Origin of the sequence: Pseudomonas resinovorans NBRC 106553 (assembly GCF_000412695.1) — a bacterium.
GTDB classification, from domain to species: Bacteria; Pseudomonadota; Gammaproteobacteria; order Pseudomonadales; family Pseudomonadaceae; genus Metapseudomonas; species Metapseudomonas resinovorans_A.
This window is the reverse complement of the sequence record NC_021499.1, coordinates 3,479,476-3,492,438: the sequence shown is the minus strand read 5'-3', so window position 1 is coordinate 3,492,438 and position 12,963 is coordinate 3,479,476. Positions and strand designations below refer to the sequence as shown.

Sequence of the window (12,963 nt, the reverse complement as noted above, 5' to 3'; positions counted from 1 at the left end):
CCGGGGGCCGTCTCCCGAAACATCACTTGTACTTGTCGTGGAACAGGGCGATCTGGGCGACCGGCTTGGGCTCTTCCTTGGTCAGGACGTAGACCACGCGCTGGCCGTCGGGGCCGCCACCGATGTCGACGTAGCTGAAGGTCGGCTCGCCGATCTTGTACATGTCCATCATGTCGCCGTAGCGGCTGAACACGTAGATGATCCCCTCTTCGTCGCGCAGTTCGCCGTAGAACGGCTGGGCAGGCGGCAGGCTGACGTCGATGAAGCGCTGGGCGGAGAGAGTCTTGCTGTCCTTGCCCTGGTCGGCGGCCTTGAGTACCAGGACGATTTCGCGACCGAAGCCGTCCTGCTTGCCGGTCTTCTGCGTCACCGGGGCGGCGCCGCTTTTGAGGAATTCACGGTAGGTGGCGTAGTCGTCGAAGACGAACAGCTCTTTCTCGGTACGGATCTGGTACCAGTCCTCGTTATCCAGCGAAACCGCCTTGGCGGGCGCCGGAGCTTGCACGGCGCAGGCACCGAGGGTAGCGGCCAGCAAGGCTGCGGCCAGGGGTTTGATCAGGTTCTTCTTGTGGTTCATCGGAGGTCCTCCCCAGGAATGTGAAGCAGAGAATCTGCCTGGGGACGATGACCGGTTGATGACGGGATTGTGTCGCGATGATTAAGGCGAAGGGCTTTGTTTTTCAGGAGCTTAGGGAACTTTCCCAAGAAACTGCTGGAAAGCGGCCGCCCATGGGCCAGGGGCTGGAGATGAGCTCTTGTAGGTTGGCGCAGAGCGAAGCGAAGCCCAACATTCCTGGCTTCGCCTCCGCGTGTTGGGCCTCGCAGGCTCGGCGCCAACCTACGTTCGCGAACGTAGGCCCCGCCGCAGATCAGCCGCGGTAGTAGCGTTGCGGCACGAAGGGGGTCTTGGCGACTTTCATGGCCACGCGCTTGCCGCGCACCAGGGCCCAGACTTCGCTGTCCAGGGCCGCGTGTTCGGCGGCGACGTAACCCATGGCGACCGGGGCGCCCAGGCTGGGGCCGAAGCCGCCGCTGGACACGCGGCCGATGATGGCGCCATCGGCGTCGACGATTTCCGCGCCTTCACGCACCGGGACGCGCTCCTGGGGCAGCAGGCCGACGCGCTTGGCCGGCACGCCGTCGCGCTGCTGGGCGAAGACCTTGCCCGCGCCGGGGAAGTTGCCGGCGCGCAGGCCGTCGGCGCGGCGGGCCTTGGAGATGGCCCAGGCCAGGCCGGCTTCGATGGGGGTGGTGGCCTGGCTCATGTCGTGGCCGTAGAGGCACAGGCCGGCTTCCAGGCGCAGCGAGTCGCGGGCGCCGAGGCCGATGGGCTGGACTTCCGGCTGGGCCAGCAGGGTGCGGGCCAGGGCTTCGGCCTGGGCCACGGGCACGGAAATCTCGTAGCCGTCCTCGCCGGTGTAGCCGGAGCGGCTGACGAAGCACTCCACGCCTTCCAGGCGCACGCTGCCGAACTGCATGAAGGTCATCTTCCTCACTTCCGGCGCCAGACGGCCGAGCACCTCGGCGGCGGCCGGGCCCTGCAGGGCCAGCAGGGCGCGGGATTCGAACAGCGGCTCGATCTCGCATTGCTCGCCGATTTGCTGCTTGAGGTGGGCCAGGTCCTGGTCCTTGCAGGCGGCGTTGACCACCAGGAACAGTTCGTCGTCCGCAAGGCGGGCCACCATCAGGTCGTCGAGGATGCCGCCGTTCTCGTCGGTGAACATCGCGTAGCGCTGGGTGCCCGCCGGCAGGTCGAGGATGTCCACCGGCACCAGGCTTTCCAGGGCGCGACCGGCGTTGGCGCCGCGCAGGATGATCTGACCCATGTGGGAGACATCGAACAGGCCAGCCTGCGCACGGGTGTGCAGGTGCTCCTTGAGCACGCCCAGGGGGTATTGCACCGGCATGTCGTAGCCGGCGAAGGGCACCATGCGCGCGCCGAGTTCGAGGTGCAGGGCGTGCAGCGGGGTCTTGGCGAGGGTTTCGTTGGTCATTCCGGTTTCCTGTAGGTGCGCCGCGCGCACCGATTGATGTTCCGTGGTGCCGGGTACGCACTCAGCATTCGATGATGTTCACGGCGAGGCCGCCGCGAGCGGTTTCCTTGTACTTGCTCTTCATGTCGGCGCCGGTCTGGCGCATGGTGCGGATCACCTTGTCGAGCGAGATGAAGTGCTGGCCGTCGCCGCGCAGGGCCATGCGCGCGGCGTTGATGGCCTTCACCGAGCCCATGGCGTTGCGCTCGATGCAGGGCACCTGGACCAGTCCGCCCACCGGGTCGCAGGTCAGGCCGAGGTTGTGTTCCATGCCGATCTCGGCGGCGTTCTCCACCTGCTGCGGGGTGCCGCCGAGGACTTCGCAGAGGGCGCCGGCAGCCATCGAGCAGGCCACGCCCACCTCGCCCTGGCAGCCCACTTCGGCGCCGGAGATGGAGGCGTTCTCCTTGTAGAGGATGCCGATGGCGGCGGCGGTGAGCAGGAAGCGCTCGACGCCGTCGTCGTTGGCGCCCGGCACGAAGCGGCTGTAGTAGTGCAGCACCGCCGGGACGATGCCCGCCGCGCCGTTGGTGGGCGCGGTGACCACGCGGCCGCCGGTGGCGTTTTCCTCGTTCACCGCCAGGGCGTAGAGGTTGACCCAGTCGAGCACCGAGAGGCTGTCCTTGAGGTTGGCTTCGGGGCTCTCGCTGAGCTGGCGGTAGAGCGCGGCGGCGCGGCGCTTGACCTTCAGCCCGCCGGGCATGATGCCTTCCTTGCGGCAGCCGACCTTCACGCAGTCCTGCATCACCTGCCAGATTTTCATCAGGCCGGCGCTGGTCTCCTCGGGGCTGCGCCAGGCCTTTTCGTTCTCGCGCATCAGGGCGCTGACCGGGAGTCCGGTGGCGACGCAGTGGGCGAGCAGGTCGCGGGCGGTCTTGAAGGGGTAGGGCAGCGACGTGCGGTCTTCGACGATGCGGTCCAGGCCGGCGGCTTCCTCGTCCACCACGAAGCCGCCGCCCACCGAGTAGTACTCGCGGGAGCGGATCTGGATGCCGGCCTCGTCGAAGGCGCGGAAGATCATGCCGTTGGGGTGGTAGGGCAGCGGCTTGCGGATCATCGCCAGGTGCTCCCTTTCCACGAAGGGAATGGTCTTCTCGCCACCCAGGCAGAGTTCGCCGCGCTGGCGGATGCCGGCCAGGCGTTCGTCCACGCGTTCGGTGTCGACGGTGTCGGGTTGCTCGCCTTCCAGGCCGAGCAGCACGGCCTTGTCACTGCCGTGGCCTTTGCCAGTGGCGCCGAGGGAGCCGTACAGCTCGACTTTCAGACTCTGGGTGTCAGGCAGCAGGGATTCCCGGCGCAGACCCTCGACGAAGCGTGCGGCAGCGCGCATCGGCCCAACGGTGTGGGAGCTGGAGGGGCCAATACCGATCTTGAACAGGTCGAAGACACTGAGGGCCATGTCGCACTCCTGAGCGGATGCTCGGCTCTTTCTTATTAATCAGCGTAGACAGCCCGGCGAATCGAGCCCAAAGGCCCGACCGCCGTCCTGGAAACAAACGCCTGTAGGAGCGAATTCATTCGCGAATGAACCCGCTCCCACAGGAAGGACGCCATCAGGCGTCCTGGTAGGCCTCGATGGACGGGCAGGCGCAGACCAGGTTGCGGTCGCCGTAGACGTTGTCCACGCGGCCCACCGGCGGCCAGTACTTGCCGTCGATCAGGCTGGCGCTGGGGTACACGGCCAGTTCGCGGCTGTAGCGGTGGGTCCACTCGCCCACCAGTTCGGCGGCGGTGTGCGGCGCGTTCTTCAGTGGGTTGTCGTCCTTGTCCAGCTCGCCGTCCTCCACCGCGCGGATTTCCTCGCGGATGCGGATCATGGCGTCGCAGAAGCGGTCCAGCTCTTCCTTCGACTCGCTCTCGGTGGGCTCGATCATCAGGGTGCCGGGTACCGGGAAGGACATGGTCGGGGCGTGGAAGCCGTAGTCGATCAGGCGCTTGGCCACGTCGTCGACGCTGATGCCGCTGCTCTCCTTGAGCGGGCGCACGTCGAGGATGCACTCGTGGGCCACCAGGCCGTTGCTGCCGGTGTAGAGCACCGGGTAGTGCTCTTCCAGGCGGCGGGCGATGTAGTTGGCGTTGAGGATCGCCATCTGGGTGGCGCGGCGCAGGCCTTCGCCGCCCATCATGCGGATGTACATCCAGGTGATCGGCAGGATGCTGGCGCTGCCGAAGGGCGCGGCGCTGACCGCGCCTTGCTTGCGCTCCAACTGGCCGTGGCCCGGCAGGAAGGGCGCCAGGTGGGCCTTCACGCCGATCGGGCCGACGCCCGGGCCGCCGCCGCCGTGGGGGATGCAGAAGGTCTTGTGCAGGTTCAGGTGGGACACGTCGCCGCCGAACTGGCCCGGGGCGCAGAGGCCGACCATGGCGTTCATGTTGGCGCCGTCGATGTACACCTGGCCGCCGTTGGCGTGGATGATCTCGCAGATCTCGCGGATGCCTTCCTCGAACACGCCGTGGGTGGACGGGTAGGTGATCATGATCGCGGCGAGGCGGTCCTTGTGCTCCTCGGCCTTGGCCTTGAGGTCGGCGATGTCGACGTTGCCGCGGGCGTCGCAGGCGGTCACCACCACGCGCATGCCGACCATGCTGGCGGTGGCCGGGTTGGTGCCATGGGCCGATTGCGGGATCAGGCAGATGTCGCGCTGGTCGTCGCCGCGGCTCTGGTGGTAGGCGCGGATGGCCAGCAGGCCGGCGTACTCGCCCTGGGAGCCGGCGTTGGGCTGCAGGGACACGGCGTCATAGCCGGTGGCCTGGCAGAGCATGGCTTCCAGCTCGCGGGTCAGCTCCAGGTAGCCCTGGGACTGCTCGGCCGGCGCGAAGGGGTGCAGGGCGCCGAACTCGGCCCAGGTCACCGGGATCATCTCGCTGGCGGCGTTCAGCTTCATGGTGCAGGAGCCCAGCGGGATCATGCTGCGGTCCAGCGCCAGGTCCTTGTCGGCGAGCTTGCGCAGGTAGCGCATCAGCTCGGTTTCCGAGTGGTAGCGGTTGAACACCGGGTGCTCGAGGATCGCCGACTGGCGCAGCAGGGCGGCCGGCAGGCGGCTGGCGACGCGGGCGGCGAGTGTGGCGAAGGCCGGCAGGGCCTGGCCGTCGGCGAAGATCGCCCAGAGTTGCTCGACGTCGGCCTGGGTGGTGGTCTCGTCGAGGGACAGGCCGAGGCGCTCGGCGTCCACTTCCCGCAGGTTGATGCGTGCGGCGCGGGCCTGGGCGTGCAGGTCGGCGGTCTTGCTGCCGGTGGCCAGGGTCAGGGTGTCGAAGAAGCTTTCCTGCTCCACGGCGAGGCCCAGCTGGGTCAGGCCGGCAGCCAGGATGGCGGTCAGCTGGTGCACGCGGTTGGCGATGCGGGTCAGGCCCTGGGGGCCGTGGTAGACGGCGTACATGCTGGCGATGTTGGCCAGCAGCACCTGGGCGGTGCAGATGTTGCTGGTGGCCTTCTCGCGGCGGATGTGCTGTTCGCGGGTCTGCATGGCCAGGCGCAGGGCCGGCTTGCCGTGGCGGTCGATGGACACGCCGACCAGACGGCCGGGCATGTCGCGCTTGAAGGTGTCGCGAGTGGCGAAGTAGGCCGCGTGCGGGCCGCCGAAGCCCAGCGGCACGCCGAAGCGCTGGGCGCTGCCCAGGGCGACGTCGGCGCCGAACTCGCCGGGCGGGGTCAGCAGGGGCAGGGCCAGCAGGTCGGCGGCCACGGCCACCAGGGCGCCTGCGGCGTGGAAGCGCTCCACCAGCGCGCGGTAGTCGAAGATGTCGCCGTTGGCGGCCGGGTATTGCAGCAAGGCGCCGAAGTAGGCGCCGGCGTCGCTGATCTCGCGCTCGTCACCGATCACCACCTCGATCCCCAGGGGCTCGGCGCGGGTCACCAGCACGTCGAGGGTCTGCGGGTGGCAGTGCTGGGAGGCGAAGAAGGTGTTGCTGGCCTTGTTCTTCGACAGGCGTTTGCAGAAGGTCATGGCTTCGGCGGCGGCGGTGCCTTCGTCGAGCAGGGAGGCGTTGGCCACCGGCAGGCCGGCGAGGTCGCTGACCAGGGTCTGGAAGTTCAGCAGGGCTTCGAGGCGGCCCTGGGAGATTTCCGGCTGGTAGGGGGTGTAGGCGGTGTACCAGGCCGGGTTTTCCAGCAGGTTGCGCAGGATCGGGCTGGGGGTGTGGCAGGGGTAGTAGCCCTGGCCGATGTGGCTCTTGAACAGCTGGTTCTTCGCGGCGATGGCCTTGATGTCGGCCAGGGCCTGGGCCTCGCCCTGGCCAGCCGGCAGGTCGAGCACGCTGGTGCCCTTGATGCTGTCGGGGATGACGGCGGCGCTCAGGGCTTCGATGTCGTCGAAGCCGAGCAGCTGCAGCATGGCCTGGGTGTCGACTGCGCGCGGGCCGATGTGGCGGGCGATGAATTCATTGGTGGTGGCCAGGGCCGGGGTTTCGATGCTCATGGGCGTTCCTCAGCCGTTGGCTTTCAGCAGGTTTTCGTAGCCGGCACGGTCGAGCAGGCTGTCGAGGATGCCGGCGTCGGCCAGCTGCATGCGGAAGAACCAGCCCTTGCCCAGGGGTTCTTCGTTGACCAGCTCGGGGCTGTCGGCCAGGGCCTGGTTCACTTCGAGCACTTCGCCATCCAGCGGCATGACGATGTTGCTGGCGGCCTTCACCGATTCCAGCACGGCGACTTCTTCGCCCTTGGCGTAGGTCTGCAGTTCCGGGAGTTGAACGAAGACCACATCACCCAGCGCGTCCTGCGCGTACTCGGTAATGCCGACGGTGACGGAACCGTCTTGTTCAAGGCGCAGCCATTCGTGGTCGGCGGTGAAACGCAATTCGCTCATCTTCAGTCCTCAACTCGTATTTCGCGCCTGTTTCTTCTGCCAGGCGCTTAGCCCCGCACGTGGTCATTGCCGCGCGCTGTTGCCCGCCTTTTAGCAAGGGCAGTGCCAGAACGCTGAAATCCTTGTTATTCAAGGTTTTGAGCGATCTTTATGATGACTTGGATAATGTTTTCTGTAGCGATATCGCTACGGGGCGATGGCCGCTTTGCCGGCGAATTGCTCCGGGGCCCATCGTGGTGCGGGTTCTGGGGGATTGTTGCGGAATCGTTACGCTGTAGCGAAATCGATACGGATGTACTCTGGCTTATCTTTTAATAGTTATAAAACAACAAGATAAATAGATTTTAGAGAAATTACGTTAATTTTGACTGGTCGGGCGGCGACCCGCGAGCCGTTCGTAGGATGTGGCGGGCGGCGTTCCGCTTGAGCGAAGCGATACCCATCACCTCGACCGATGGGTATCGCAGGCTCGCGGAACGCCGGCCGACCCATCCTACGATTTCACATGCTTTTTATAATATCGTTAATATTCAAGTGGATATGAAAGATATCTAGAAGAAATATCAGCTTTGAATGAAGCGGGTACGGCTCAGGATTTTCCCGGAATGCCGTACTTGCGCAGTCGATGGGCGATGGCGGTATGGGAGGTCTGCAGGCGCGCGGCCAACTGACGGGTCGAGGGGTAGGTGGCGAAGAGCTTTTCCAGCAGGGCGCGCTCGAAGTTCTCCACGGCCTCTTCCAGGCTGTTCACCTCGCCGTCGCTTTCCCGTGCCACGGCCGTGCCGGCGATATCCAGGTCACCGATCTCCACCAGGCTGCTCTCGCAGATGGCGGCGGCGCGGAAGATCACGTTCTGCAGCTGGCGCACGTTGCCCGGCCAGCGGTTGCCCAGCAGTGCCTGGAAGGTGCCGGGTGCCAGGCGGCAGGCGGGGCGCTGGATCTGGGTGCAGGCTTGCTGCATGAAGAAGCGGGCCAGCAGCAGGATGTCCTGGCCGCGCTCGCGCAGGGGCGGCACTTCAAGGTTGAGCACGTTGAGGCGGTAGAAGAGGTCTTCGCGGAAGGTGCCTTCGCTGACCATCTTGTCCAGGTTGCGGTGGGTGGCGCTGAGGATGCGCACGTCCACCTTGATCTCGCGGTCGCCGCCCACCCGGCGGAAGCTGCCGTCGCTGAGGAAACGCAGCAGCTTGGCCTGCAGGTAGGGCGACATCTCGCCAATCTCGTCGAGGAACACCGTGCCCTGGTGGGCCAGCTCCAGCAGGCCCGGCTTGCCGCCGCGCTGGGCGCCGGTAAAGGCGCCGGGGGCGTAGCCGAACAGTTCGCTCTCGGCGAGGTTTTCCGGCAGCGCCGCGCAGTTCAGGGCCAGGAACGGCTGGTTGCGGCGGGTGCTTGCGGCATGGCAGGCACGGGCCACCAGTTCCTTGCCGGTGCCGGTCTCGCCACGGATCAGCAGCGGCGCATCCAGGGATGCCACGCGTTGGGCGCGGCCCTTGAGGGTCGCCATGGCCGCCGAGTCGCCCAGCAAGGCGTCGAAGCCTTCGGCGGCATGGTCGTGGTGCATGGCCGAGAGGCGTTCGCCGATACGGTTGGGCGGGTAAAGGGTCAGCAAGGCGCCGGTCAGGTGGTCGCCCTCGGTGATGGGCGCGGCGTCCAGCAGCAGGGCCTGGCCCTTGAGGGTGATTTCCCGCAGGGGAAGGCGGAAGCCTTGTGCCAGCAGCGCCTTGTGCAGGCTGTCGTCGCCGAACAGCTGGGCCAAGGGGCGGCCTTCGGGCTCGGCGCCGTAGAGGGCGATCAGCGCCGGGTTGGCCAGCAGGATGCGGCCCTCGCCATCCACCGCCAGCACCGGATCGCTCATGGCGGCCAGCAGCGCGTCCAGCTGCAGGCGCCGACGCTGGCCGGGAAGGATGTCGACCACCGTCACTTCCTGCACGCCATGCACGGCGTGCAAGGCTTCGCGCAGTTCATCGAGCACGTCCGGGCTGAGGGTGGGCGCGTCGATGTAGACGTTGGGCGGCACCATTTCCACCGCGTCCAGGTTGAGGTTGCGGCCGCCGAGCAGGGCCAGGACCTCCTGGGTGATGCCGACGCGGTCGATGAAGGTGACGTGAATTCGCATGGAAACGCTGGGCTGGCGATGTGAAGGGGCGAATTATGCCCGGTCTGTCGTCTTTGGGTAACAGTCCGTCGCTGATGCAGTCGGGCCTGCTGCGCCAGGGCGAGTGCCAAGGAGGGGGAATGGGGCCAAATCGGCCAGGCGCGTTTTCCGTCGTCCATGAAAAAGCCCCGCATTGGCGGGGCTCTTCGTTTGCGACCGCATCAGCAGGTCAGGGCTTTTTGTGCCCGGTCGATCACATTCTTCAGATGATCGGCGTCGCCATAGTGTTCCGGGTACAAGCGCTCGCTGTGACGGGCTACACCAAATTCGTTGACGATGGTGAAGCTGAAGTTGCCGTTGCGAGCGGCGGTGATATGGCAGGTGAACGGCGCAAATGCGCGGGTCAGGGTGCTGATTGCAGCTTGGGCTTGATGATGGATGGTCATCGTATTGCTTCCTTCGTTTTGCGGTCATGGACCGCCAGACAATGGCTCCGAATCCGCCGAGCAATGGGCTCTGGTCGGATGATCCTTATCGGAGCTAGGGTGCCGGCATGAAGTTCCCCAATCGGGATCAAGCTCTGGCAGCTGGTACATGGGATGCCAGGTGCTGCGCCGGGCAAGGGTCTGGGCCTGGCTGGCAGTCCTGGTCAATCTACCGTGCGTTCATGACAGCTTTGCTGCATCGCTCTTCAGGGGCGGGAGCTGCTGTCTTCTAGGCGGCGGGGGTGGCCATGTCCCTTTGGCGTGGCTCGTTCGGAGTCGAATGAGCGAGGGATCGGAGGGCCGGATTGACTTACAACTTGGTACTAACGGAGGCGACCCTAATGGATCGCCTGGCAAAGATCAAGCCATTTCAGTGGCTTTGTGGCAACTGGCTGATGTTTATCTCGGTGACCAGGGAAGTCCTGGCCGGTGGTGTGCGGGCGAGCAGGGGGCAGAATCGGTCCAGGGACTGGATCAGATCCCACTGCAGTTCGAGGTCGTGGCTGAGGTCCGTCACCCGGTCCAGCAGGCCGGCCGAGGCGGTCTGCAGCTTGCTGTCGGTGGTGGTGGCCAGGTTGGCGGTGACCTGCGCCAGCAGGGTGGTGATGGTCGTCATGTTGCGGGTAGTGAGGGCCAGGATATTGGCCAGCAGGGCGATTTCGCTTTGCGGCATTTGTTGTTGTGGGGGCTGATCCATGAGTGCTCCGGTTGGGCCATCAGTCCATGTGGCATTGAGCCATTATCGGGTTGAGATGCCTTCGGCCACGATGGAGTCACGCCCATGCCTGGTGCTGGCAAATCTCTGATTGGCTTGTAGGAAATTAGCCATGCTGCCGAAGAACAGCACCCAGGTACCTATGGATTAAGCCCAAAGAAGCATTGCCTGTGCTTTGGTCGAGCCTGAAGCTACCCGTGACTTCCCTTGTGTCCGACCGCCATGTCCAGCCCCATCGCGCTACCCGAGCCGCAGTCGCCGGACCTGCAGCTGGCCAACGGCCTGCGGCTGCGCTTGCTGTGCCGCCCGAACTCGAACCTGGGGGCAGCCTTGGTGGAGGTGGCTGGCGGCAGCCACGACGAACCGGTCGATTTTCCGGGACTCGCGCACTTCCTCGAGCACCTGGTTTTCCTTGGCAGCCGTGACTTCTCCCCCGAGCAGGGCCTGATCCCCTTCGTCCAGCGCCTGGGCGGCCGGGTCAATGCCAGTACGCGGGCCCGCAGCACGCGGTTCTTCTGCGAAGTCCCGGCCCCCGAACTGGCGGCGGCCCTGGCGCGGCTCATGGACATGCTCGCCAACCCCTTGCTGGAAACAGCCGCCTTGTGGCGCGAGCGTGAGGTGCTGCAAGCCGAATACAGCGCCCGTGCTCGGGACCCACAGACCCTCTGCGAAGCCGCCCTGGCCTGGGCCCTGGCGCCGGGGCACCCACTGGCGGACTTCCATGCCGGCAATGCCGCCAGCCTGGCGCTGGAATCGTCGGCGCTGGAGCCGGCGTTGCGGCGCTTTCACCGCGAGCACTACCAGCCGGGCCGGATGTGTCTGACCCTGGTGGCGCCGCAGTCCGAACAGGCCCTGCTGGAAATGGCGCGGCGCTTCGGCGAAGCGGGCGTGGCAGGCCCACGGCGGACCCAAACGCCACCACCGGCCATGTTGCCTCTGCGGGCGAGGCGGTTGCGGCTGGGCCTGCCGGCAGGCGCCGCAAGGGTCCAGTTGGCCTTCGTCCTCGATGGGCAGGGCGAGGGGCTGGAGGCGGCGGTGCATTTGCTCGACAGCCTGATGGCCGACCCGGCGCCCGGCGGCCTGCAGTCGCGCCTGGGTTACCTCGACCTCAGTGATGGACTGCGGCTGCGCCTGAACTACGCCCATGCGGGTCAGGCCCTGGTAGTGGTGGACTGTGAACGGGTGGCCGGAGCGGATGGCGCGCAGCTGGAGACGGAGGTGCTGGCCTGGCTGGCGTTCATGCGGCGCGGTGCGCCCTGGCAGGATGCCTGGGATGGGCGATTGGCGTTGCTGCAGCGCCAGTTCGCCGCGCTGGAACCCCTGGAGCTCGCACAAGCGCCGGGCCTGTCGACTCCCGACGATCTGCTGGCGCTGTTGGAACAATTGCGTCCCGAACGGTTGATTCGCCTGGAAACCGGCCCGGCCGACGGCGCCGCCAACCTGGAGTCAGCGGGCTTTCCCCTGCATCTGGCGGTCCTGAAGGATTCCCCGGTTGCCACGTCCGTTGCGAGCTGGCGGTTGCCGCCGGCCAATCGTTACCTGGATCCTTTGCCTGTGCCCGCACCCCAGGCCTCTCTGGTGCCGCTGCGGCCGGGGTTGGCGGATGCGCCGCAACAGGGCGCGCTGTTCCTGCACTGGAGCCCCGGAGCCAATGGGTTGCCCCTTGGGCTGGCCGACGGTCTGCAGCGGGCGTTGCGCCCCACGCTGGGAGCTGCGGCCCAGGCCGGAGTGGCGGGCAGGATCGAGGCGCAGCAGGGCTCCCTGGCGCTGGAACTGCTGGGACCGAGCGGGGCGCTGCGTCAGGTCTTTGCCGATCTGCTGCCCATTCTTCAGACGCCGCCGCTCCGGGCGCTGGCCCAGGGGCCACGGCTGAGACAGGACGCACTGTTGCGCGAAGCGGGCGAGCTGCCCATCCGCCAACTGCTGGCGCGCCTGCCCGACTCATGGGGGGGCGATCCCCAGGCGCCGGCGGTGCTGGACCCGGAAGCCCTGGCGCGCTTCTGGTGGCAATCGCGCTGGCACGGCCTGGGCGTCGGCGATGTGGGGCTGGATCTCGAACTACCGGGCCTGCCGGCGGCCAGTCGGGCGCCGGCTGGGCAGGGCGGGCGTAGCTGGCGGCATCTGCCTGTAGAGGGCGAGGCGGCGCTGCTGCTGTTTTATCCGCTGGATGCCATCAGCGCCGACACCGAGGCCGCCATGCGGCTGCTGGCCGCGTGGCTGGAGCCGGCCTTCCACCTGCGTCTGCGTGGGGAGCTGCAATTGGGCTACGCCCTGGCCTGCGGCTTTCGCCAGGTGGGTGCTCGGCGCGGCCTGCTGTTCGCCGTGCAGTCGCCCCGTGAATCCGTGGCCGGCCTGCTTGGCCATCTGCAGGACTTCCTGCAGATCCAGCAGCGGCGGCTGATGGGGCAAGCGCCACAACAGGCGCTGGTGCGGTCGCTCGACGCGCAACTGGCGCGGCAAGGCGCAAGCTTCGCTACCTATGCCCGGCAATGCTGGTTCGACCGGCAAGCCGGCCTGCCAGCCGACTATCAAGGACAATTGCGCCAGGCCTTGGCCGGCGCGTCGCCTGAAGCCCTGCGGCAGCTACTCGGCCAACTGATCGGTGGTGCCTCCTGCCTGGCACTGGCCACTGCCTGCGCACCCACGCCGGACTGGCAGACACACGCCTGATTCCCCTCGTTCCCTGGTAGCAGGACGGGCCCGAAAGGGTCTCGTCCTTTCGTGCCTGCGCGTCGCTCCGCCGGCGCAAGACCTTGGGCCAACCCGGTCGTACGCCTTGCCGGCGCGGCTGCCGAGACCCGGCCAAAGCAGCACGAAACCCCTGCCAAGGCGG

The 12,963-nt window shown here is 66.8% G+C and carries 9 protein-coding genes; 1 reads left to right on the top strand and 8 read right to left on the bottom strand.

The window, feature by feature from the left end; all coding sequences use genetic code 11:
• Positions 1-22 precede the first annotated feature (22 nt).
• The 8 genes from PCA10_RS15670 to PCA10_RS15630 all read right to left on the bottom strand — a co-directional run bounded on the left by PCA10_RS15670 (position 23) and on the right by PCA10_RS15630 (position 10,112).
• Entirely contained in the window at positions 23-577 is a 555-nt protein-coding gene (locus PCA10_RS15670; RefSeq protein ID WP_016493042.1) for a hypothetical protein, read from the bottom strand.
• Positions 578-869: 292 nt separating this feature from the next.
• Positions 870-1,994 (bottom strand): glycine cleavage system aminomethyltransferase GcvT, encoded by a 1,125-nt coding sequence (gene gcvT, locus PCA10_RS15660; RefSeq protein ID WP_016493041.1) that lies wholly within the window; start codon positions 1,992-1,994, stop codon positions 870-872.
• A 61-nt stretch (positions 1,995-2,055) separates the two neighbouring features.
• The gene (locus tag PCA10_RS15655) at positions 2,056-3,432 is read right to left on the bottom strand and encodes an L-serine ammonia-lyase (protein WP_016493040.1); all 1,377 of its coding nucleotides are present in this window, start codon (positions 3,430-3,432) and stop codon (positions 2,056-2,058) included.
• A gap of 154 nt (positions 3,433-3,586) precedes the next feature.
• Positions 3,587-6,451 carry an aminomethyl-transferring glycine dehydrogenase gene (gene gcvP / locus PCA10_RS15650; protein WP_016493039.1) on the bottom strand — a complete coding sequence of 955 codons (2,865 nt, stop codon included), beginning with the start codon at positions 6,449-6,451 and terminating at the stop codon, positions 3,587-3,589.
• Positions 6,452-6,460: 9 nt separating this feature from the next.
• Positions 6,461-6,838, bottom strand: a complete 378-nt coding sequence (gcvH, locus tag PCA10_RS15645; protein ID WP_016493038.1) for a glycine cleavage system protein GcvH — start codon at positions 6,836-6,838, stop codon at positions 6,461-6,463.
• A gap of 589 nt (positions 6,839-7,427) precedes the next feature.
• A complete protein-coding gene (locus tag PCA10_RS15640) occupies positions 7,428-8,951 on the bottom strand; it encodes a sigma-54-dependent transcriptional regulator (RefSeq protein WP_016493037.1) in 1,524 nt (507 codons plus the stop codon).
• Between the two features lie 200 nt (positions 8,952-9,151).
• Positions 9,152-9,376 (bottom strand): hypothetical protein, encoded by a 225-nt coding sequence (locus tag PCA10_RS15635; RefSeq protein WP_016493036.1) that lies wholly within the window; start codon positions 9,374-9,376, stop codon positions 9,152-9,154.
• Between the two features lie 409 nt (positions 9,377-9,785).
• Positions 9,786-10,112, bottom strand: coding sequence for a hypothetical protein (locus PCA10_RS15630; RefSeq protein ID WP_041770299.1), 327 nt, complete (start codon positions 10,110-10,112; stop codon positions 9,786-9,788).
• Positions 10,113-10,352: 240 nt separating this feature from the next.
• Between PCA10_RS15630 and pqqF the strand changes: the two genes are divergently transcribed.
• On the top strand, positions 10,353-12,800 hold the full coding sequence (gene pqqF / locus PCA10_RS15625; RefSeq protein ID WP_016493034.1) for a pyrroloquinoline quinone biosynthesis protein PqqF: 2,448 nt from the start codon (positions 10,353-10,355) through the stop codon (positions 12,798-12,800).
• The last annotated feature ends 163 nt before the right edge of the window (positions 12,801-12,963 follow it).

Excerpts from the sequence above, each read along its gene's own strand:
- PCA10_RS15670 (WP_016493042.1), bottom strand. The coding sequence starts at position 577 with ATGAACCACAAGAAGAACCTGATCAAACCCCTGGCCGCAGCCTTGCTG.
- gcvT (WP_016493041.1), bottom strand. The coding sequence starts at position 1,994 with ATGACCAACGAAACCCTCGCCAAGACCCCGCTGCACGCCCTGCACCTC.
- PCA10_RS15655 (WP_016493040.1), bottom strand. The coding sequence starts at position 3,432 with ATGGCCCTCAGTGTCTTCGACCTGTTCAAGATCGGTATTGGCCCCTCC.
- gcvP (WP_016493039.1), bottom strand. The coding sequence starts at position 6,451 with ATGAGCATCGAAACCCCGGCCCTGGCCACCACCAATGAATTCATCGCC.
- gcvH (WP_016493038.1), bottom strand. The coding sequence starts at position 6,838 with ATGAGCGAATTGCGTTTCACCGCCGACCACGAATGGCTGCGCCTTGAA.
- PCA10_RS15640 (WP_016493037.1), bottom strand. The coding sequence starts at position 8,951 with ATGCGAATTCACGTCACCTTCATCGACCGCGTCGGCATCACCCAGGAG.
- PCA10_RS15635 (WP_016493036.1), bottom strand. The coding sequence starts at position 9,376 with ATGACCATCCATCATCAAGCCCAAGCTGCAATCAGCACCCTGACCCGC.
- PCA10_RS15630 (WP_041770299.1), bottom strand. The coding sequence starts at position 10,112 with ATGGATCAGCCCCCACAACAACAAATGCCGCAAAGCGAAATCGCCCTG.
- pqqF (WP_016493034.1), top strand. The coding sequence starts at position 10,353 with ATGTCCAGCCCCATCGCGCTACCCGAGCCGCAGTCGCCGGACCTGCAG.